Annotated in this window: 20 protein-coding genes; 9 read left to right on the top strand and 11 right to left on the bottom strand. The window is 73.2% G+C overall.

Annotation, left to right across the window (positions count from 1 at the left end):
* The first annotated feature begins 25 nt into the window (after window positions 1-25).
* Both KBX50_RS26420 and KBX50_RS26415 read left to right on the top strand, forming a co-directional pair.
* Window positions 26-532, top strand: coding sequence for a DinB family protein (locus KBX50_RS26420; protein ID WP_247674477.1), 507 nt, complete (start codon window positions 26-28; stop codon window positions 530-532).
* A gap of 72 nt (window positions 533-604) precedes the next feature.
* A complete protein-coding gene (locus tag KBX50_RS26415; RefSeq protein WP_210940381.1) occupies window positions 605-1,366 on the top strand; it encodes a sulfite exporter TauE/SafE family protein in 762 nt (253 codons plus the stop codon).
* An 84-nt stretch (window positions 1,367-1,450) separates the two neighbouring features.
* Here the strand turns inward: KBX50_RS26415 and KBX50_RS26410 are convergent, their stop codons facing one another.
* From KBX50_RS26410 to KBX50_RS26390, 5 genes are all read right to left on the bottom strand, one after another.
* A complete protein-coding gene (locus KBX50_RS26410; protein WP_210940380.1) occupies window positions 1,451-2,659 on the bottom strand; it encodes a bifunctional RNase H/acid phosphatase in 1,209 nt (402 codons plus the stop codon).
* 2 nt (window positions 2,660-2,661) lie between these two features.
* On the bottom strand, window positions 2,662-3,399 hold the full coding sequence (locus tag KBX50_RS26405) for a zinc ribbon domain-containing protein (protein WP_093401282.1): 738 nt from the start codon (window positions 3,397-3,399) through the stop codon (window positions 2,662-2,664).
* Window positions 3,389-4,291, bottom strand: a complete 903-nt coding sequence (locus tag KBX50_RS26400; RefSeq protein ID WP_210940379.1) for a Nif3-like dinuclear metal center hexameric protein — start codon at window positions 4,289-4,291, stop codon at window positions 3,389-3,391. The genes KBX50_RS26405 and KBX50_RS26400 overlap by 11 nt, the downstream gene beginning before the upstream one ends.
* A gap of 125 nt (window positions 4,292-4,416) precedes the next feature.
* A complete protein-coding gene (locus tag KBX50_RS26395; RefSeq protein WP_210940378.1) occupies window positions 4,417-5,007 on the bottom strand; it encodes a flavoprotein in 591 nt (196 codons plus the stop codon).
* Window positions 5,008-5,020: 13 nt separating this feature from the next.
* A complete protein-coding gene (locus tag KBX50_RS26390) occupies window positions 5,021-6,250 on the bottom strand; it encodes a helix-turn-helix domain-containing protein (RefSeq protein WP_093401285.1) in 1,230 nt (409 codons plus the stop codon).
* Window positions 6,251-6,491: 241 nt separating this feature from the next.
* Here KBX50_RS26390 and KBX50_RS26385 point away from each other — a divergent pair, with 241 nt between their 5' ends.
* On the top strand, window positions 6,492-7,172 hold the full coding sequence (locus KBX50_RS26385) for a bifunctional DNA primase/polymerase (RefSeq protein WP_210940377.1): 681 nt from the start codon (window positions 6,492-6,494) through the stop codon (window positions 7,170-7,172).
* A 369-nt stretch (window positions 7,173-7,541) separates the two neighbouring features.
* On the opposite strand, the gene KBX50_RS26380 is transcribed toward KBX50_RS26385, so the two are convergent.
* The 3 genes from KBX50_RS26380 to KBX50_RS26370 are packed head-to-tail and all read right to left on the bottom strand — an operon-like array spanning window position 7,542 to window position 10,299.
* Window positions 7,542-8,276 (bottom strand): FAD:protein FMN transferase, encoded by a 735-nt coding sequence (locus KBX50_RS26380; RefSeq protein WP_210940409.1) that lies wholly within the window; start codon window positions 8,274-8,276, stop codon window positions 7,542-7,544.
* Window positions 8,277-8,323: 47 nt separating this feature from the next.
* A complete protein-coding gene (locus KBX50_RS26375; protein WP_210940376.1) occupies window positions 8,324-8,881 on the bottom strand; it encodes an FMN-binding protein in 558 nt (185 codons plus the stop codon).
* Window positions 8,882-8,895: 14 nt separating this feature from the next.
* Entirely contained in the window at window positions 8,896-10,299 is a 1,404-nt protein-coding gene (locus KBX50_RS26370) for a ferric reductase-like transmembrane domain-containing protein (protein WP_210940375.1), read from the bottom strand.
* A 482-nt stretch (window positions 10,300-10,781) separates the two neighbouring features.
* On the opposite strand from KBX50_RS26370, the gene KBX50_RS26365 reads away from it, so the two are divergent.
* A complete protein-coding gene (locus KBX50_RS26365) occupies window positions 10,782-11,039 on the top strand; it encodes a DUF3040 domain-containing protein (protein WP_093401288.1) in 258 nt (85 codons plus the stop codon).
* Between the two features lie 19 nt (window positions 11,040-11,058).
* On the opposite strand, the gene KBX50_RS26360 is transcribed toward KBX50_RS26365, so the two are convergent.
* Complete coding sequence (locus KBX50_RS26360; protein ID WP_210940374.1) at window positions 11,059-12,066, bottom strand: SWIM zinc finger family protein; 1,008 nt, start codon at window positions 12,064-12,066, stop codon at window positions 11,059-11,061.
* Window positions 12,063-15,293: a DEAD/DEAH box helicase gene (locus tag KBX50_RS26355; RefSeq protein ID WP_210940373.1), complete on the bottom strand. Its 3,231-nt coding sequence runs from the start codon at window positions 15,291-15,293 to the stop codon at window positions 12,063-12,065. The genes KBX50_RS26360 and KBX50_RS26355 overlap by 4 nt, the downstream gene beginning before the upstream one ends.
* An 89-nt stretch (window positions 15,294-15,382) precedes the next feature.
* Here KBX50_RS26355 and KBX50_RS26350 point away from each other — a divergent pair, with 89 nt between their 5' ends.
* From KBX50_RS26350 to KBX50_RS26335, 4 genes are all read left to right on the top strand, one after another.
* A complete protein-coding gene (locus KBX50_RS26350; RefSeq protein ID WP_210940372.1) occupies window positions 15,383-16,252 on the top strand; it encodes a carbohydrate kinase family protein in 870 nt (289 codons plus the stop codon).
* 67 nt (window positions 16,253-16,319) lie between these two features.
* Window positions 16,320-16,643, top strand: a complete 324-nt coding sequence (locus KBX50_RS26345) for a helix-turn-helix transcriptional regulator (protein ID WP_210940371.1) — start codon at window positions 16,320-16,322, stop codon at window positions 16,641-16,643.
* Window positions 16,640-17,122, top strand: coding sequence for an SRPBCC family protein (locus tag KBX50_RS26340; protein WP_210940370.1), 483 nt, complete (start codon window positions 16,640-16,642; stop codon window positions 17,120-17,122). Before KBX50_RS26345 ends, KBX50_RS26340 begins: the two co-directional genes overlap by 4 nt.
* A gap of 58 nt (window positions 17,123-17,180) precedes the next feature.
* A complete protein-coding gene (locus tag KBX50_RS26335; RefSeq protein ID WP_093401294.1) occupies window positions 17,181-17,387 on the top strand; it encodes a hypothetical protein in 207 nt (68 codons plus the stop codon).
* 21 nt (window positions 17,388-17,408) lie between these two features.
* Here the strand turns inward: KBX50_RS26335 and KBX50_RS26330 are convergent, their stop codons facing one another.
* Window positions 17,409-18,554 (bottom strand): polysaccharide pyruvyl transferase family protein, encoded by a 1,146-nt coding sequence (locus KBX50_RS26330; RefSeq protein ID WP_210940369.1) that lies wholly within the window; start codon window positions 18,552-18,554, stop codon window positions 17,409-17,411.
* A gap of 176 nt (window positions 18,555-18,730) precedes the next feature.
* Here KBX50_RS26330 and KBX50_RS26325 point away from each other — a divergent pair, with 176 nt between their 5' ends.
* Window positions 18,731-19,624 (top strand): phosphotransferase, encoded by an 894-nt coding sequence (locus KBX50_RS26325; protein ID WP_374224736.1) that lies wholly within the window; start codon window positions 18,731-18,733, stop codon window positions 19,622-19,624.
* The last annotated feature ends 260 nt before the right edge of the window (window positions 19,625-19,884 follow it).

Genomic DNA, 19,884 nt, shown 5'->3' with positions numbered 1-19,884 from the left:
GCGGGCGGATAATGGCGCGGTGACGATGCCGCCGTTCCCTGAACCGACTGCGCCGGCCGACGGGCGGGCCGAGGTGTTCCTGCGCTACCTGGATTATTTCCGGGAGGGCGTGCTGGCGAAGGCCGCCGGGCTGACCGAGGAGGAGCGGCGGGGCAGCCGACTGCCGTCCGGCTGGACCCCGCTGGAGTTGCTCAAGCACCTGCGCTACGTGGAGCTTCGCTGGATCGAGTGGGGGTTCCAGGGGCGCGACGTCGCGGACCCGTGGGGCGACCAGCGTGACGAACGGTGGTACGTCGCGCCGGAGGAGAGCTTCGCGGAGTTGGCGGCCGCGTTGCGGTCGCAGGGTGCCCACACCCGGGCGGTGGTCGAGGGCACCGATCTGGCCGCACGCGGGGCGCCGGGGCCACGGTGGGAGGGCGCGGATCCGGCGTCGCTGGAGCGGATCATGTTCCACCTGGTGCAGGAGTACGCGCGCCACCTCGGCCACCTCGACATCGTGACCGAGGTGGCCGGCGGCCCGATCGGCGAGTAGCCGGCAAGGGCAACCGGCGCAGGAGCCGGGGAGGGCAACCGGCGCAGGAGCCGGACCGCTAGCCTGCGGATCATGGAACTCGCCGAAGCCGCGTTACTGCTCGCCGCCGGACTCGCCGCGGGTACGGTCAACGCGGTGGCCGGCGGTGGTTCGCTGATCACGTTTCCGGCGTTGCTCGCGATCGGGTTGCCGCCGGTTCCGGCGAACGTCACCAACTCGCTGTCGGTCGCTCCCGGGTATCTCGCCGCCGTGGCGGGCAGCCGGGTGGATCTACCTCGGTCGCGGTTGCTGGCCGCGTTGGTGCCCACCACGGTGGTCGGCGCGCTGGCCGGTGCCGGGCTGCTGCTGGTCACCCCCGCGCGGGCGTTCGAGCTGGTCGTACCTTTCCTGGTGCTGGGGGCGACCGCGCTGCTGGCGTTCCAGGACCCGCTGCGCCGGCTGGTCGGCCACCCGCGTGACCTGACGCCGCGCCGCCGGGCCGTGACGGTGCAGGTGGTGGTGGCGCTGGCCGCGGTGTACGGCGGTTACTTCGGTGCCGCCGTCGGGGTGATGCTGGTCGCTGGGCTGGCCCTGGTGCTGGATGCGACGCTGGCCCGGGTGAGCGCGATCAAGAATCTGCTGTCCGCTGTGATCGGCCTCACCACGGTGGTCGTCTTCGCCATCGCCGGCCCGGTGAACTGGGCCGGGGTCGCGGTGGTAGCCCCGGCCACGCTGGTCGGCGGGTACGTCGGTGCCCGCCTGGTCCGCCGGCTTCCCTCGGTGGTGCTGAAGACGATCATCGTCAGCTTCGGCACCGTCATCGGCGGCTACCTGCTCTGGCGCGCCCTCTTCTGAACCGCCGATCCCGCCCCGGTGGCTCCGCGAATCGGCCGTCAGGGACCAGAGTGCGAGATCGGCGAGACGGGGCCGGGTGGCGGGTCAGAGGTCGGCGAGGTGAGCGGTTTCGTTGACCGAGCGGACGGCGACGCCGCCGTCGGGCCAGCGGTCCAGCACCGAGACGCCGGCCGCGTCGAGGTAGAGGCGGTGCAGGAAGGAGTCGGTGGCGGCGAGCGCGTCGCGCAGCATCAGCTTGATCGGCGAGACGTGCGAGACCACCACGACGGTCTGCCCGGGGTACGCGTCGAGCAGCCGTCGCACCACCCGGTCGCACCGTTCGGCGACCGCGGCGAACGACTCGCCGTCCGGCGGGGCGACCCGGGTGGAGGCGAGCCAGGCGTCGAGTTCGCCGGCCCAGCCCTCGCGGACCTCGGCGAAGGTGCGTCCCTCCCAGGCACCGAAGTCGCATTCGATGAGTTCGTCGTCGCGGCGTACCGGCAGGTCGCCGACGGCGGCGGCGATCGCCTCGGCGGTTGCCGTACACCGGGACAGCGGTGAGCTGACCACGGCCACGGCGTTCGGCGCGAGCGCGGCCACCCGTGCGGCCGTGGCCCGCACCTGGGCCTGGCCCTTGCTGCTGAGCGGGATGTCACCGCGACCGGAGTAGCGGCCCTGCTCGGTGTACTCGGTCTCGCCGTGCCGGATCAGGATGAGCCGGGTGGCGGTGAAGCTGGGCCGGGGCTCCCAGGACACCGGCGCGCTGGTCAGGTCGGCACCCGGTGACTCGGCCCGGGCGGCGACCTTGGCGGCACCGCCACCGGCGGGCTCCGGGCCACCGAGGCGACGCGGCGGCTCGACCACGCGGGGCGGCTCGACGGCGGGCGTGGCGACGCCGGCTGCGGCTGCGGCGTCCATCGCGGCGTTGGCGAGGGCGTCGGCGTGGGTGTTGCGGTCCCGGGGAATCCAGCTGAACCGTACGGCGGTGAACCGGCCGACCAGTTGGGCGGCCTCGGCGGCCAACGGGCGCAGGCCGGGGTGCTTGATCTGCCAGCGGCCGCACATCTGCTCGACGACCAGCTTGGAGTCCATCCGGACCTCGACCTCGTCGGCACCCAGTTCGGCGGCGGCGGCCAGGCCGGCGATCAGTCCGCGGTACTCGGCGACGTTGTTGGTGGCGGTGCCGATCGCCTCGCTCCGCTCGGCCAGCACCTCGCCGGTGGCCGGGTCGCGGAGCACCGCACCGTACCCGGCCGGCCCGGGGTTGCCCCGGGATCCGCCGTCGGCCTCGACGAGGACCGCGCGCGCGGCCACGGTTACAGCCCGGACTCGTTGGTGCGGACCATGATCCGGCGGCACTCCTCGCAGCGGACCACGTCGTCTGGGTCGGCCTTGCGGATCCGGGCCAGGTCGGCGCCGGAGAGCTCCAGCCGACATCCGCCGCAGCGACCGGCGGTCAGCAGCGCGGCGCCGAGGCCGGTGTCGGTGCGGATCCGGTCGTAGAGCTGCACCAGGTCGGCGGGCAGGTCGTTGGCGAGGGGCTGGCGGGCGGAGCGCTTGAACTCCTCCTCGCGACCGATCTCGGCGAGGCTGTCGTCGCGCCGCTGCTCGGTGGCCGCCCGCCGTTCCCGCACCTCGGTCAGTCGTTGTTCCACGCCGTCCAGCACCGACTGGGCGGTCTCCCGCTGCTCCATCAGCTCCAGCTCGGCGTCCTCCAGGTCGCTCTGCCGGCGGTTGAGGGAGGCCAGCTCGTGCTGGAGTGCCTCCAGCTCGCGGGCCGGGCCGGTGCCGGCGGCCAGCCGGTCCTCGTCCTTGGTCTTACGCGCCCGGACCTGGTCCACGTCCTTTTCCAGCCGGGCGATGTCGCGGTCCAGGTCGTCGACCGCCACCTGGGCGCGGACCCGCTCGTCCTCCAGGGCGGACAACTCCCGGGCGAGGGCCTCCAGCTCGGCCCGTTCGGGCAACGACCGACGCCGGTGGGCGAGCTGGGCGAGGGCGGTGTCGATCGCCTGGAGATCGAGCAGGCGGCGCTGGACCTGGGGGTCAGCCTTCACGGTCGGGCTCCTTGTCGTCCGCTGCGGGTTCGTCCGGCGCGCGTTCGTCCGGGTGCGGTGAGGCGGCGTGCACGGTCCATGGGTCGGTGTCCAGGTCGGACACCAGGGTCTCGACGCCGGGCGCGGCCCGTAGCAGCGCCGCGAGGTCGTCCAGCCACGGCCGTTCGGTGGCCCAGTGGGTGGCGTCGAGCAACGCCGGCCCTCCGGTGGCGAGGTGCTCGCCGGCCGGGTGGTGGCGCAGGTCCGAGGTGAGGTAGGCATCCACCCCGGCGGCGGTGGCGTCGGCCAGGAAGCTGTCCCCGGCGCCACCGCAGACCGCCAGGGTACGCAGCAGGCGGTCCGGATCGCCCGCGGCGCGTACTCCGGCGGCGGTCGCCGGTAGTACGGCGGCGGCCCGGCGGGCCAGTTCGGCCAGGGTCAGCGGCTGTGGCAGCCGGCCGATCCGGCCGGCGCCGCGCCCCTCCCCCTCGGCGGGGGTGCCCGGGCGGGCCGGTTTCAGCGGGCGCAGATCGAGCAGGCCGAACCGGGCGGCGAGTGCGTCGGACACGCCCGGCACCGCCACGTCGGCGTTGGTGTGTGCGACGTACAGCGCGACATCGGCCTTGATCAGCTGGTGGACGATGCGGCCCTTGTAGGTCGTCGGCGCCACCGACGACACCCCGCGTAGCAGCAGCGGATGATGGGCGATGATCATGTCGACGCCCGCGTCGAGCGCCTCCGCGACCGTCTCGGGAACCACGTCCACGACGCAGAGGACCCGGCGTACGGGGGCGGACGGCTCACCGAGCACCAAGCCGACCCGATCCCACTCCTCGGCCCAGGCCGGCGGGTAGTGCCGCGCCACCTCGGCCACCACGTCGGCGACGGTCGGCACGGCTTCGGTTGTGCTCACGGCCGGTGAGCTTACCGGCGTCAGCACGTCTACCGGACGTCACCCGGCCGCGGACCTCGCCGCGGCCGGGACGTGAACTTTGTGGCGGCCGGGACAAAGCTGTCACCCGGGCCCGCTCGGCGGCGTCAACTGTGCGATGCCGGTGAACTGGTCCGGCAGAGGAGGTCACGCACGGCGGTCAGCGGTAGCGCCCACGGGAAGGCGTGCTGGTGCCGCTCACCCGTCCCCGGCGGATGCAGAGGGTAGACGTCATCGCCGAAGAGCACGCCCACCCCCCATTCGGCGAGCCGGGCGAGGCCCGCCCGGAAGGCGGGGTGGGCGGCCATCGCCGCGTTGGTGTACGGCACGGCCACCAGCGGTATCCCACGGCCCTGGGCCTCCACCAGCAGCCCCAGGGCGAGGGTGTCCGCGATGCCGGCCACCCACTTGTTCACGGTGTTGACCGTGGCCGGGCAGACGATCATGGCGTCGGCGGTGGGCAGCACGTCAGGGTCGCCCGGGTTCTTGTAGTGCGTGCGTACCGGGTGACCGGTCTGACGGGCCAGTGCGGTGCGATCGACGAACTTGGCACCGTCGGGCGTGGTGATCACGCAGACGTCCCAGCCGTCCTGCTGGGCCAGGTCGACGAGCCGGCCCACGTCTCGGGCCAGTGGCGAACCACAGGCGATGATGTAGAGCACCTGGCGGTGCCCGTCGTGGCGGTGCGAACCGGTCATGCCGGCTCCGAGGTCATACTCCTACTCCCATGTGCTCAGCCAACTCTGCGATCGGAGAAGGCGGCGCACCACGTGTGCGACGAAGGACGTCCGACATCACCTCGTGGGCGATCGGGCGGCAGCGGATCTCGGACGGTGCCAGGCGGTCACCGCGCAGCAGCATCTCCCCGGCGTTGGCCACGTCGCCGATCAGCGCGAAGCCCCGGGCCAGGTCGAGCAGGTGATGCGCCCGGCGTTCGGGCAGCATCGCATCGAACGGCGCGGGCTGGATCTTCTGGCGGTGCACCTCGACGGCCCGCCCGCCGTCGCCCAGCTCGACGGCGGCCGCCGCCCGGTGCAGCTCCACATTTGTCGGCCCGAACGACGTCCAGTAGTGGTTGTGGTCGCCGCCGAGCTCGACCGCCGCCGCGTGGGCTCCGTCGAGCAGATCCTCCACGGTGGCGCTGTCACCGATGCGGGAGGCGGCCATCGCACCCTGGAGCAGCAGCATCCCGTAGACGGAGAGGCGCTCGGGACGACTGTCGTTGCCGCCGCCCGGGGCGAGTTGGTTGGCGATCCGCACGTTCAGCTCAAGCGCCGGCCGGGGCCGGCCCATCGCCACCAGCGCGTTGCAGACCCGGGTGGTGGCGACCCCGGCGAGCAGTTGGTCGTCGGCGCGTTGCGCGACGGCGATGGAACGGTCGGCGGCGAGCCAGGCGAGATCGCACTCGCCGAGTTTGCGCAGCACCGAGGAGGCGAGCTGGTAGACCTGCCCGAGCAGGTGGGCGGCACGCTGGGCCTGGTCGCCGCCGTACGCGGCGTCGGCCGCCTGGGCATCGCGGAGCAGCTTCGGCAGGGCCCGGGTGAGCATGCCGTAGCGGCCGTACTGGTAGGTCAGCCAGGCGTGGGTGACCGCCTTGCTCATGTCGGCCAGCGGCGGTGGGCTCGGCGCCGCGTCGAAGTACGCGCTGATCGAGTCGTACCGCTCCAGCGCGGCCCGGATCTCCTCGACCTCGAACTGGTCGATGCAGTTGAGCGCGTCGGTGCGGCGTTCCGGATCCTTGCCGAGCAGCAACTGCACGTCCATCTGGAGGATGTCGGCGATCTCGTAGAGCACGGAGAACTTGTCCAGCCGCCGCACGCCCCGCTCGATCTTGTCGACCCAGCTCTTCGACTTGCCCAACCGGTCGGCGAAAACCTGCTGCGACATTTTCCGCCGGCCGCGCCAGTAGGCCACCCGCCGCCCGATGGGTAGCTCGTCCATCTCCCCAGTCCTCCCTTTGCTGGAGCCCTGGCCGGGGGCCGGGGGCCGTTCCGTGGGCGCGGCGATCCGTCCGGATCTCTGGTTTCCGCTGGTCGCACAGGAGGTGCGTCAGCCATCTGGCCGAGCCTCGTAACTTTCGTGCAAGTTGCATCGGCCACTTTGTCAAACAAAACGATGGCGGGCTACGGCAGTGACGGGTCTCGACGTACGAGCTGACGCCGGTCAGGCGCGGCGAGGGGAGATGGCACCAATGTGGGGGAATGTCGCACCGCACGTGGCGCGTCTGTCGCCGTTGGAACGGGTACGGCTGCGCCGGATCGCCGTGCGCTACGCCCTGCACGGCTGGGCGATCACCCCGGGCGCCTGTCTGGCGCGGAGCCGCTTCGTCTGCGGCCGGGCCGGCTGCCCGACCGTCGGCTGCCATCCCGCCCTGGAGGACTGGGAGCACGCGGCAAGCACCGACCCGGCGCGGGTGGCCACCTGGTGGCGGTCCCGGCCACACGGCGTACTGCTGCCCACCGGCCGCTCCTTCGACGTGCTGGAGGTTCCCGCCCACCTGGGGCGGCTGGTCCTGGACGCGGTGCGGGTCCACCCGGTCGGTCCGGGGGTACGCGGACCGGTGCTGGTCACCCCGACGGGGCGCTGGATGTTCCTGGTCCGGCCGGGCGACCCCCTGCGACCGGAACTGGAGCACTGTTTCGACGTGGTGCTGCACGGCCGCGGCTCCTGGGTTCCGGCGCCACCGACCCGGCTGCCCGAGGGCCAGGTCCGCTGGGCGGTCGCACCGGAGCAGGCCCGCTGGCAGCTACCGGACGCCTACCTGGTGCAGAACACCCTGGTCGAGGCGCTGCGTACGACCGGCGTGACGCTGACCTCGGCACTGGTCCCCGGCCATCTGCCGCTACCTCGCCGCAGCCGCTGACCGGACGCGCGGTGCGACGCGTCGCCGGCCCCTGCCAGACCGGATCCGACACGACCTTCGCCGCGCTCCACGGCACCGGCAGCGAGACCCGAACCGACCGGCGCTCGTTGGATCCTTCGACGGCGCGCCTGCGCCGGGAGCGGGGATGCGATGTCCACCGGCGACACCAGACACCATCCGGGCGGAGCAGAGCCGCCCCGGCGACACCGACCCGGCCGCCCATGGGCAGCCACCCGTCCCCCGGGAGCCCGGCCCGGCCGTCCCCGGCCGACCGGATCCCGCCCAGCTATCATCCACCGCCCAACCCGCTGGCCCTGACCGCAACGGTTCCCCCCCCCCGGGTGCTGCGGGGCGGGGAGGTCGGTCGGGCTAGGCCGACAGGGGCAGGTTGGTAGAGTGCAGGCAGCGCGCGTCGTCGGTGACCACCACGTGCTGGTGCGCGGGCAGCCGATCCAGCCATCCGATCCCGGCCACGCCCATGGCCACCGCCGCGGTGGCGTACGCGTCAGCCAGTCCGAGGTCGTGCCCGACCACAGTCACCGAGCGCAGCCCCCTGGCCGGCGCGCCCCGCCGGGGGTCCCGCACGTGAGGGCCACGTTCGTAGACACCCGAGGTGGCGACCGAGGTGGCGACCGCCAGGTCTGTCCCGGTGAGCGCCAGACAGACCGAAGACGGGTTCCACGGGTGCCGCACACCGATCCGCCACGGCAGCCCGGTCGAGGAGCGGCCCCGCACCCGGACGTCACCACCGGCGTTCAGGCAGTGGTTGTCGACACCCGCCGCGCGTAACCGGTCGGAGGCCACCTGGACCGCCCAGCCCTTGACGTACCCGGACGGGTCCAGCCGCCCGGTGGCGTACGCGTCGAAGAAGCCGTCGGTGGCGCCCCACAGGTCGGCGCAGCGTTCCAGCACCCGGCGCAGGTCGGCTGACGCCTCGGAGAGCAGCAGCTCGCCCCGGTCGAAGCGGCACACCTCGCTGTCCGTCCGGTACGTGCTGAACCTCGCGTCCACCTCGCGCAGCCAGGCGAACACCTCGTCGGCCAGCGCAGTCAGCTCGGTCGTGGACCGATCGTCGGCGATGTCGAGGCTGACCGGGGTACCCATCACGTGTTCGACCCGCCGCAGCCCGGGTCGGGTCGAGGTGTCCACGCTCATCGCCTCTGGTCGATCGCGGCCTGCAAGGACCGCCGGTACGCGTCGCTGGTCGCGGTCGCGCCCGAGATGGTGTCCAGGTCGGCGCTCTGCCGTTCCACCACCATCCCCACCGTACCGCTGTAGCGGCTGTCGACCTGGTCGCTGCGCTGGTCGGACTGGGCCGTCCCGCGCGGCAGCCGCTGCGCCGCCGCATTGACGATCTGGTCGCCGACCACCGTGATGCGGACCTGCACGTCGCCGAACTCGTTGCTCACCACCGGCCCGACGAGTGTGCTGGCGGTGGGTGACGCGGCGGCGGTGCCGGTCCGGGACGCGGCGGGGGCACTCGGTGCGCCGCTCGAACCGGACCGGCTCGCGCCGGAGGCGCTGCGCGTCGTTTCCGGCGCGGCGCTGGCCCGTGGGGTCGTCTCGTCCGAGCCGGCTGCTGGTGCCGGCCCCTCGGCGGCGGTGGGTGTCTCCTGGGCGAGTTGACCGGTGCCCGGGGCAGCCTTGAGCACCACCAGCGCGGTGGTGCTGGCGGCCAGGCCGGTGATCGCGAGGAGCGCGCGACGCATGCGGTGGGGCCCTCTCAGAGTTCGAAGGTGGCGAGATGGATCTGCCGGCGGCGGACGCCGGCCTGGCGGAGCACCCGGCGATACTGCTCGACCAGGCCGGGTGGGCCAGACAGGTAGACGTCGCGACGAGCCACGTCCGGCACCAGCTGGCGCAGCCCGTCCGGGGTGATCACCTGCCGTGGACCCGGGTCGTTGCGGGAGCCGACGACGTACCAGACCCGCAGAGCACGGTTGCGGACCAGCCAGTCCAACTCCTCCTGCAACAACACGTCGGCCGGGGTACGGGCCCGGTAGATCAGGGCGGCACCGGGCGGCAGTTCCTCCAGCATCGCCCGCAGCGGGGTGATGCCGCTGCCGGCGGCGATCAGCAACGCGCGCTCGCGGGTGCGGTGGGCCGCCGTGCAGGTGCCCGACGGGCCGACCGCCCAGACCCGTACGCCCGGGTCGAGGTTGCGTAGGTCCTGGGTGTGCCGACCGACCACCTTGACGGTCAGTCGCAGCCAGCGGTCGTTGGCGGCGGCGGAGACCGAGAACGGGTGCGACTGCCACCAGCAGCCCCGGGTCAGGAAGCGCCAGCGGAAGAACTGCCCACCCAGCAGTTCCAGCCGATCGAGGCGCGACCCGGTCAGGTAGAGCGAGACGGCGTCGGGGCTTTCGGTGACCACGTCACTGACCTGTAGCCGGTGCCGCAGGTTGAACCGCAGCGGGTTGATCACCCGACCCCACAGCCACGCGGCGACCACCAGCACGTACAGGGCGATCCATCCGGTCCGCGCCGGGCCGGGCCGGAACAGCTGACTGCCGTTGCTGAACTGATGGGCGAAGCCGAGCAGCAGCACGGCGTACGCGGCCAGGTGGGTGGCGTGCCACAGCTCGTACGGCAGCACCCGGCGTACCGCCCGCACGCTTACCAACCCGACCAGCACCAGCAGGCCGGCCGCAGCGAACGCGGAGGCCATGTCCTGGTACTCGCGCAGCATCACGCCGGCCTGGCCGAGCAGCGAGCGGCCCTCCAGCCCGGCGTAGCCGACCAGGATCAGGGCCGTGTGGGCGAGCACCGCGACCAGCAGCGTGGTCGCGACGTCGCGGTGCCAGCGGGCGATCCGCTCGCCACCGGCCCACCGTTCGAGCACCGGCAGGCGGCTCATCATCAGCACCTGGACCAGCAGCAGGTAGCCGGCGACCAGTCCGGTGATCTGCCCGGCGGCGGTGGTCATGGCGGTGGCACCGGTCAACGAGCCGTCCGGGGTGTCCCGCCACCACGGCAGCACGCTGGCCACGAGACCGCCCAGGAACAGCACGACCAGCAGCCGCCGACCATGGGCACCGCGCCGCGGCACGACCGCCGGTGGGGCGGACGCGCCCGTCCCCGGCCCGGCCGGCCGGGGACTGACGTACGGGCGGGGGTAGGTCGTCACGCCCGCCCGCCGCACTCGTCGAGCTGATCGGCCATGCACCGTTTCCGATTCCTGCCGGGCGTCGACCCTGGACGTGACCGGTCTGCCGAAGTGCGACGCCTGCTGTTGAGGGTTTGCCCCGGGAAGGTAGTCACCGGGCCGACACCCGACAAGGCTGGTCGACCGCCCCAGGTCGGGGCACTTAAGGCGGCGCTCATCGCGAGCCGGCGTCGGGCGGTTACCGGCCAATCGGGTACGCACGTCACAAGCAGGGCCTTCGCTCGCCCGCCGTTGCCCGGCGGGCGACAATCCCCCAACCGGAACCCGCGCCGCACCGCACCGCCGCGCAGGAGAAATTTAAGGCTGGGATAAGGGGTCGCTCAGCTCTCGCCCGGCCGCGCGACGGAGCCGTGGGCGCCAAAGTAGCAACAGGAAGAGCGCGTGAGCCCTCTCCGCAGCGGGTATTCCGTCGCACCGTTGCTGAACGCGTGAGGGGAAGGCACATGCTCAGCAAAGAGGATCAACGCAGATTTGAGCAGATCACCCGCCACCTACGGGAGAGTGATCCGGCGTTCTTCGCCCGGCTCGACCATCGGGCCCGGGGCCGTCACGGCCGCTGGCTGCTGCTGTTGACCGTCGTGCTCTGGGCGGCGCTGCCGGCGACCACCGTACTCGCCGGCCGGCTGGCCGGGGCGATCTTCGCGGTGGTGCTGTTGACCAACGCGGCGCTGATGTGGCGGTTCCGTCAACGTTGGCTGTGACCGGGCGGGTCGTGGTGGCTCACTGCTCACCGAGCTGGCGGTAGGCGTGGCGCAGACGTTCGACGAGTCCGGGCCCGCCGATGGCCGGCGCGGGCGCGCCCAGTTGCCGCAGCAGCAGGTCCGGTCGGGCGGTCAGGCTCGGCGGGCGGTCCGGCAGCGGCACGGGCGGCAACCAGAACCGGTCGACCGCCTCGGCCAGCGGCGTGACGGGCAGGTCGGCCAGGGCCCGGACGGCCCCGGCCGCGGGCATGTTCACCTCGTGGTCGCCGGGCCAGCCGGTGTCGGCCGCCCCGGCGCCCGACGGGGCCGAGGAAGCACTGTGGCCGGTCGGTGCCGTCACGTCCCGCCGCGCCGCTTCGTCGGCGCGGCCCGCCGCTTCGCCGCCGCCGGGCCGCCGGCTCGTCGAGGCGTCGGTGGCCGATGCGCCGGCGCGCAGCTGCCGTAGCCGCGCGAGCAGGTCCGCTCGGCTGCGCCCACGCCAGTGCAGCAGGGTGAACGGGTCCGCGTCGAACGCCTCGGCGAGCAGATAGAACGTCGCCGCGAGGTGTTTGCAGGGCACTGCGACGTCCGGGCACGAACACCGCTGGTCCAGTTCGCTGATCGCCGCCGGAAACAGCGGCGCCTCGGCCGCGACGAACAGCTCCTCCAGCTCGGCCGGCAGGTCGCCGGCGAGCAGCCGGGCGCTGAAGAACGCCTGGGCGGCGAGTTCCGCCTCGATCCGGGCCCACAGCCGGGCCGGAAAGGGCGGCAGTCCGACGCTGACCTGGTACGGCCGGGCCCGGGAGCCCTGCACCACCGCGGTGACCACGCCTGGCGCGACGTCGAGGCGGAGCACCTGCCCGGCGCGGGCGTACGACCGGCCCCGGGTCAGCCGGGTGCCGAGCGCGAACGACTCCAGCACCTCCAGGAACCGGCGGGACCACCAGGAGACGCCGATCGCGCCCCGGGTGCTGCGGGCCCGCAGACCGCCGTCGACCCGGCGCGGCGGGCCGTATTCGGCGAACCTGCCGCCGTCGTCGGCCCTCACTCGGCCACCGCCCCCGCCTCCAGTGTGAACAACTCCCGTAGCTGAGCGGTGGACAGCTCGGTGACCCACTGCTCGCCGGTGCCGACCACCGAGGCGGCCAGGCCACGCTTGTCGGCGATCATCGCGGCGACCTTCTCCTCGACCGTGCCGGCGCAGACGAACTTACGGACCTGCACCCGGCGCCGCTGTCCGATCCGGAACGCCCGGTCGGTGGCCTGGTCCTCGACCGCCGGGTTCCACCACCGGTCGACGTGCACCACGTGATTGGCGGCGGTCAGCGTCAGGCCCGTGCCGCCGGCCTTGAGCGAGAGGACGAACAGCGCCGGTCCGCCGTCGGACTGGAAGCGGGCCACCATCGCGTCCCGGTCGGCCTTACCGACCCCGCCGTGCAGGAACAGCACCTCCCGGCCGAACCGGGCCGACAGGTGCCCGCGCAGCATCCCGCCGAACTCCGCGTACTGGGTGAACAGCAGGGCCTTTTCCCCCGCCGCGAGGACTTCGTCGAGGATCTCCTCCAGCCGGGCCAGCTTGCCCGACCGTCCGTGCAGGGGTGAGCCGTCGCGGAGCAGCTGCGCGGGGTGGTTGCAGACCTGCTTGAGCCGGGTCATGGTGGCCAGCACCAGCCCGCGCCGCTCGATGCCGTCGCTGGATTCGATCCGGGCGAGCATGTCGTCGACGACCACCCGGTACAGCGCCGCCTGTTCGGCGGTGAGGTTGCAGACGACCTCCATCTCCAGTTTCTCCGGCAGGTCCGAGATGATCGACGAGTCGGTCTTGAGCCGGCGCAGCACGAACGGACCGGTGATCCGGCGGAGCCGCTCGGCGGCCTCGGTGTCCCCATGCCGTTCGATCGGTTCGGCGAACCGCTTGCGGAACGTCGCCGCCGGGCCGAGCAGGCCCGGGTTGGCGAACTGCATGATGGACCAGAGGTCCGCCAGCCGGTTCTCCACCGGAGTGCCGGTGACCGCGATGCGGTGCCGGGCGGGCAGGGCGCGTACCGCCTCGGCCTGCCGGGTGGCGGCGTTCTTGATGGCCTGGGCCTCGTCTACCACCACCCGGTGCCAGTCGACGCCGGCCAACTCCGTGGCATCCCGGGCAGCCACCGAATACGTGGTGAGGACCAGGTCCGCGGCGTGCACGGTGGCGGTGAGCTCCGTGCCGCGAGCCCGCTGCGCGCCGTGATGCACGTGTACGCGCTTGTCCGGGGTGAACCGGGCGGCCTCCCGCTGCCAGTTGCCGACCAGCGACATCGGACAGATCAGCAGGGTCGGACCGGCCTGCGGCGGGTCGGCGGCCAGCAGCGCCAGCAGCTGCACCGTCTTGCCCAGCCCCATGTCGTCGGCGAGCACCCCACCGAGCCCCAGCGACTGGAGAAACGCCAGCCAGGCCAGCCCCCGCCGCTGGTACGGCCGCAAGGTGCCGTGGAAGGACGGCGGCTCGTCCAGCGGAGCGAGCCGACGGTCCACGGCCCCGGCGAGCAGGTCACCGAGCGCGCCGTCGGCGCTCACCTCGAGCACCGGCAACGCGTCCGGTTGCTCGGCATCGGACAGACCGAGCCGCAGCAGGTCGGCCACGGTCAGCTCGCCGCTGGCCCGCAACAGGCGCAGGCCGGCGGCGAGCCGCTTCGGGTCCAGCTCGACCCAGCGCCCCCGCAGCCGTACCAGCGGGGTCTTCAGCTCCGCCAGCCGGGTCAACTCGTCGGAGGTCAACGGCTCGTCGCCGAGAGCCAGCTCCCAGCGATAGTCGACCAGGGCGTCCAGTCCCACCCGGTCAGCCGGGCCGCTGACCGTGCCGGGCGCGCTGCGGGAGCTGGCCCGCAGGCGGGCGCCGAGCCGCGATGCGGGCCGACGCCACCACGACGGCAGCAGCACCGTGAAGCCCGCCGCGTGCAACGTCGGAGCGCCCTCGCGCAGAAACCGGTGCGCGCCCTCGGTGTCCAGCTCCAGCGCCTCCGGCCGGGCCGTACGCAGGGCCACGTCCAGTTCCGGCCACAGTCGGCTGGCCCGGCCGAGCTCGGCCAGCAGGATCTCCTGCGGATGGTCACCGGCCACGGTCCCGCCGTCGCCGCGCCACACCTGTCCGGCGTCGACGTGCAGGCCCGGCTCGTCGTTGGCGCGCAGTCCGAACTCGACCCGCCAGCGGCCGGTGGTGGCGACCACGGCATCGGGGTCGGCCGGCACCACCGTCACCGGTTCGGTCAGCTCGTCGGCCGACGGCTCGACCAGCCGGAAGCTGGCCCGCACCGTGCCACCGGCGGCGTCGCGCTGCCACTGGTCCAGCTCGGAGCGGAGCGTGCGCAGCGCCGCCGCCTCGGCGGTGAACCCGCGCTGCGGCCCGGTCAACGCGCCCAGCCAGGCCGTCACGGCACCGTTCGGTCGCACCCCCCGGGACAGCGTCATCGGCGGCAGCGCGGCGCGCACGGCCGCGTCGGTGAGCGCGTCGAGCGCGTCGGCGACCAGTAGCCCGGGCACCTCGGCCGACGTGTCGGCGCGGGTCGCGGCCCGGGTCGCGGACCCCCGGCCGGCGTGGTCGGCAGCCGCACGGGTGGAGGCCGCTCGACGGCGGCGGGCGTCCGACGAGCCCGCCCGGCGGGCGGGCACCGTTGCGGGCAGCTCCGCCTCGACCACGGCCCGCGCGGCGGGGGGCAGGGCCAGCGCCAGCGACCGGGCCCAGGCGGCGTCCGTGCCGGTCAGCAACGGTCGCCACACCGCCCGGGCGTCGGTTGCCCCGGTGGCCGGAAGCGGATCGGTGGCCGCGAGCGGATCGGCGAGGCTGGGCAGGACCCGGCCGCGGGTGGCCAGGTCGGTCGCGAAGTCGGCCAGTTCAGCCAGGTGTCGCAGGCTCGCGCCGGGTGCGGCGGCCAGCTTCTCGACGGTACGCAGCAACGACAGCGCGGCGTCCGGGGCGTACGCCAGCACCGCAACCTGCCACCCGGCGAGGGTGACCGGACCACGGACCGGTTCCACGGCGGTGGTGCGGACCAGTTCCGGTGAGTCCAGCGGCGAGCCGGCGCGGGTGGGCAGGCGCAGCAGCGCCGTGCCGAGGTCGTCCGGTTCGGCGACGTCGGCCAGCAGTGCGACCAGTTCGGCGTGCCCGGCGGCGAACGGGTGGGGGCGGGCTCGCGGCGCCCGGCCGGGACGACGCGGGGCCTGGGGTGGCAGGGTGCTGTCCTCGGCCCAGACCGCCAGCCCCCGGCCGGGCAGCCACATCCCATGGACGACCAGCACGCACTCCCCCTCGAACCGGGCGGGTCCACGCCACGTCGGCGGCGACCCGGGGCCAGGATAGGCGGCGTCGACCGGCTAGCGTCGGCGCCATGTGCGACCTCCTGGTGATCGGTGGCCTCGGCGTCGATGTGCGAGTGCGGGTGCCCCGGCTGCCGCTGCCGGTGGTCGACTCGGTCACCGTCGATCCGATCGAGTTGCGGGTCGGCAACACCGGCGCCGGGGTGGTCCTCGCCGCGCACGCGCTCGGGCTGCGGGTGACGGTGGTCGACACGGTGGGCGTGGATCCGGCCGGCGCCGTCGTGCGAGCCGCGCTGGCCCGTACCGGCGTGCGGGCGGTCCTGGCCGACGACCCGGCGGGTACCCGGCGGTCGGTGAACCTGGTCGACCCCGGCGGGCGGCGGATGTCGCTGTACGACCCCCGGGCCTCGGACGGTCCGCCACCCTTCGCGGCACCCCGGGTGGCGGAGCTGATCGAGGACGCCACCCACGTGCATCTGTCGATCATGGGATGGGTGCGGGAGTTGCTGCCCGACCTCGGTGACGTGCTCAACGAGGGGTCGGGCACCTCGACCGACCTGCACGACTGGGACGGGCACAACCCGTACCACCGCCGCTTCGCCGACGTCGCCGAGCTCGTGCTGGTCAGCGGTGCGGCGCTCGGCGACCGGGCGGCGGCCGTGGCCGGCGCGCTGGCACCGCGTCCGGTGCTGGTGACCCGGGGCGCGGACGGTGCCGATCTGTACCTGGGCCGGGACGTCCATCGCGTTCCGGCGGCCGTCCCGCCCGGCCCGGTGATCGACACCAACGGCGCCGGGGACGCCTTCGCGGCGGGGATCATCGCGGCCCGGTCCCGCGGCGCGACCTGGTTGGAGGCGACCGGGTACGCGTCCCGGGTCGCCGCCGCGGCCTGCACCCACGACGGCATGGAGTACCCGCCGGGGCTGCTCCCCCACGATTGACCGACCGGGGCGTGCCGCTGCCGGGTGGCGCTTGACAGCTCCTTCGGTAAGTCGTAGCTTACCGTTCGTGGCTACTTACCAATCTGACGAGGGTTGGGACGCCCTCGGCGACCCCACCCGCCGCGCCATCGTCGCGTGCCTGGCGGAACAGCCACGTGCCGTCGGCGAACTCGCCCGGGAACTACCGATCAGCCGACCAGCGGTCTCCCAGCACCTGAAGGTGCTCAAGGACGCCGGACTGGTCGTCGACCGGCAGGCCGGCACCCGGCGGGTCTACCGGCTCAACCCGGCTGGCGTGGCAGCCCTACGCGACCAACTCGACACGTTCTGGCACCGCGCGCTGGACGGCTACCAGGACGTCGTCGACCAGACCACCGAGGAGGACTCATGACCCAGGCAGCGGATGTGGTGGTGCGCCGCCAGATCATCGTGAACGCGCCGATCGAACGGGCGTTCACCACGTTCACCGAACGCTTCGGCGACTTCAAGCCACGGGAACACAACCTGCTCGGCGTCGCGATCGCCGAGACCGTGTTCGAGCCGAGAGTCGGTGGCCACATCTACGACCGTGGCGTCGACGGCACCGAGTGCCGCTGGGCTCGGGTGCTCGCCTACGACCCACCGGATCGGGTCGTGTTCAGCTGGGACATCAGCCCCCAGTGGCAGGTCGAGACCGAGCCCGACAACACCAGCGAGGTCGAGGTGCGGTTCGTCGCCGAAGCCCCGCACCGCACCCGGGTGGAACTGGAGCACCGCCACCTCGACCGGCACGGCCCCGGCTGGGAGTCCGTCCGGGACGGCGTTGCCAACGACGGAGGATGGCCGCTCTACCTTGACCGCTACGCCGCCCTGTGCAACGCGCCCGGTTGACGGCCGGATCATCCCGCTTCGCCCTGCGGGTCACCGACGGCCGGGGCAGGATGGGCGCATGGCATCCACGGTTGAGATCCCACTGGTGGGCGGCACGGCCGACGGTGAGCACGTCACCGTCGAACTGGACCCGAACGGCCGGCCTCCACTGACCCACCACCACCTGGGGCCACAGGGGCTGGCGGCAGCGGAGATCTACGAGTTGGAGTCCGTTGACACCGACCGCCAGCAGTGGCGCTACTGCTGGCGGGGCCCGGCCGTCTGACCCGGCCCCCCCCGCCAGCGATCAGGCGCCGACCTCGACCAGCGACCGGTTGCGCAGGCTCTCCAGCACCGCCCGGGTGACCTGGGACGTGCCTCTGGCCTCGTCACACACCCGCGCCACCCGCTGGGCGGTGACCTCGGCCCGCTGCTCACGCTCATCCCACAACTGGTCCACCTCGGCCAACAGGGGGCCCTCCACCTCACGCTCCACGCCACGCAACGCCGGCACCCCGAGTCGCTGGGCGAGGTCGAAGACCTTGCCGGCGTACGGCAGGGGCAGAAACGGCGTACCCATCATCGCGGCGAAGATCAGGAAGTGCAGGCGCATACCGACCGCCAGGTCGAAGTGACGCATCAACCCGAGGATCTGCTGCGGTGAGTAGGTGCCGTGCAGGATCCGCCCCCGCTCTGCGGCGATCATGTGCGACAGCACCCCGTGCGAGTGCCGGATGTCGTCGCGTTCCATCGGCACGAACAGCACGTGCGCGTCGATCCGGTGCACCAGGAAGTCACCGATCTGTGCCAGCAGCCGGTGGTATCCGTCCACGTCCAGCCGTTCCGCCGCCCGGCCCGGCTCCCGCACGCTCATGCCGACCAGCCGTTTGCCGGCGGGCACGCCCTCCTCCCGGAGGAACTGGGCGGGAAAGTCCTCCGGTTCCAGCAGAAACGCCGGATCGCCGGTGACGGTGATCGGATTGAGCAGACCGGCCTCCTCCAGCACCATCCGCGACTCCTGGTCGCGTACGGTCACCTGGACCGCACTGGCCAGCGTCTCCCGGACCATGCCGGTGTCCACCATCTCGTTGAGCGGCCCGACGCCGACGGCGTACGTCAGCAGGGGCAGACCCCGCTCCTGCGCCACCCGGACCACCCGCAGGTAGCGGCGTGCCTCCTTGTCGTAGAGGATGCCGCCGCCGCCCAGGATGAGCAGGTCGAGTTGAGACAGTACGAGGGCGGAGTCGGTCCGGCTGACCCCCTCCCACGGCACCGCCTCCACGTCCGGGTGGGCGACCGCGGTGTGTGCGGGATTCCGCGAGAACACGATGATCCGGGCGTGCGGCTCCTGCTGCCGCAGATCTGTCAGCAGACCGGTGAGGATCGCCTCGTCGCCCAGGTTGCGCCCGCCGTACGAGCCGAGCACGCCGATGGTCAGTCCGGCACGCGTCATCCGTCGCTCCTCCCCAGGTGCGTCCGCTCCGCCGATTCCCCGCTGCGCTGGTGAACAGTCCTCGCCGGTGGGCCGGGTGCCCACACCGGCGGGAAACGGGTTGCCCGTACGGGTGCCCGACCGGCAGCGTGCACGACATGCAGGCGCAGACACGGAATCGGCTACGGTGGGCCCAGTTGCCCCCTGATGTCCAATCCGCCGTGGAGCGGATCCTCGGCGACCGGGTGATCGAAGCGGTGTCGCAGCCGGGCGGCTACTCCCCCGGCACCGCCGACCGGGTACGCACCGCCAGCGGCCGTCGCGCCTTCGTCAAGGCGGCCAGCCCGACCCAGAACCCGGACACCCCGGACATGCACCGAGCCGAGGCGCAGATCACCGCGGCACTCCCCACGTACGCCCCGACGCCCCGGTTGCTCGGCTGCCACGACGACGGCCACTGGGTGGCGCTGGTGCTCACCGACGTCGACGGGCGGCATCCGGTCACCCCGTGGCGCGCCGAGGAACTCGACGCGGTGCTGGACGCCCTGGAACGGATGTCGACGGCGCTCACGCCCAGCCCGGTGGCGCAGGTGCCGGCCATCGCCGAGCGGCTGGCCGACGAATTCGCCGGCTGGCGGCGAATCGTCGACGACCCGCCGCCGGAGTTGAACGCCTGGGCCCGGACGCATCTCGACGACCTCTGCTCCTGGGCGGACCACGGCCTCGCGTCGCTGACCGGCGACACCCTGTGCCACGTGGATATCCGCGCGGACAACCTGCTCGTCGACCGGGCCGGTCGCGTCACCGTGGTCGACTGGCCCTGGGCGGCTCGCGGCCCGAACTGGCTGGACACCGCGATGCTGCTGCTCGACGTACGCCTCCAGGGCGGGCACGACACCGAGTCGCTGATCCGTCGGCTTCCGCTCACCGCCGCAGCCGACCCTGACGCGGTGACCGGTCTCTACGCCGGCCTGGCCGGCTTCTTCACCGACCGGGCACGCCTGCCCGCACCGCCGGGCATCCCCACCCTCCGAGCGTTCCAACAGGCTCAGGCCGAAGTCCTGCTCACCTGGCTGGCCGAGCGCACCTGACCCCACCCGCGCCCACCCCACGCCGCGCCACCCCGCGCCCCGCGCCACGCCGCCCGCGCCGCGCCACCCCACGCCACGCCACGCCGCCCCACGCCCGCGCCGCCCCGCGCCCCGCGCCGCCCCGCGCCCCGCGCCGCCCCGCGCCCGATCGTCGAGGCAGCAATATCCCCGATACTGCTGCCTCCAGCCGCGGCGACCCAGCAAGATCCCCGATGTTGCTGCCTTCCCGCGCCAGCGATCCCGCAACAGCTCCTTGACCC

The organism is Micromonospora sp. C51 (assembly GCF_018070435.1).
Lineage (GTDB): Bacteria > Actinomycetota > Actinomycetes > Mycobacteriales > Micromonosporaceae > Micromonospora > Micromonospora sediminimaris.
The sequence above is the reverse complement of the archived record's forward strand: the minus strand, read 5'-3'. Positions and strand labels throughout refer to the sequence as shown.

Excerpts from the sequence above, each read along its gene's own strand:
- KBX50_RS26420 (WP_247674477.1), top strand. The coding sequence starts at position 26 with ATGCCGCCGTTCCCTGAACCGACTGCGCCGGCCGACGGGCGGGCCGAG.
- KBX50_RS26415 (WP_210940381.1), top strand. The coding sequence starts at position 605 with ATGGAACTCGCCGAAGCCGCGTTACTGCTCGCCGCCGGACTCGCCGCG.
- KBX50_RS26395 (WP_210940378.1), bottom strand. The coding sequence starts at position 5,007 with ATGACCGGTTCGCACCGCCACGACGGGCACCGCCAGGTGCTCTACATC.
- KBX50_RS26390 (WP_093401285.1), bottom strand. The coding sequence starts at position 6,250 with ATGGACGAGCTACCCATCGGGCGGCGGGTGGCCTACTGGCGCGGCCGG.
- KBX50_RS26385 (WP_210940377.1), top strand. The coding sequence starts at position 6,492 with ATGGCACCAATGTGGGGGAATGTCGCACCGCACGTGGCGCGTCTGTCG.
- KBX50_RS26380 (WP_210940409.1), bottom strand. The coding sequence starts at position 8,276 with ATGGGTACCCCGGTCAGCCTCGACATCGCCGACGATCGGTCCACGACC.
- KBX50_RS26375 (WP_210940376.1), bottom strand. The coding sequence starts at position 8,881 with ATGCGTCGCGCGCTCCTCGCGATCACCGGCCTGGCCGCCAGCACCACC.
- KBX50_RS26365 (WP_093401288.1), top strand. The coding sequence starts at position 10,782 with ATGCTCAGCAAAGAGGATCAACGCAGATTTGAGCAGATCACCCGCCAC.
- KBX50_RS26350 (WP_210940372.1), top strand. The coding sequence starts at position 15,383 with ATGTGCGACCTCCTGGTGATCGGTGGCCTCGGCGTCGATGTGCGAGTG.
- KBX50_RS26340 (WP_210940370.1), top strand. The coding sequence starts at position 16,640 with ATGACCCAGGCAGCGGATGTGGTGGTGCGCCGCCAGATCATCGTGAAC.
- KBX50_RS26335 (WP_093401294.1), top strand. The coding sequence starts at position 17,181 with ATGGCATCCACGGTTGAGATCCCACTGGTGGGCGGCACGGCCGACGGT.
- KBX50_RS26330 (WP_210940369.1), bottom strand. The coding sequence starts at position 18,554 with ATGACGCGTGCCGGACTGACCATCGGCGTGCTCGGCTCGTACGGCGGG.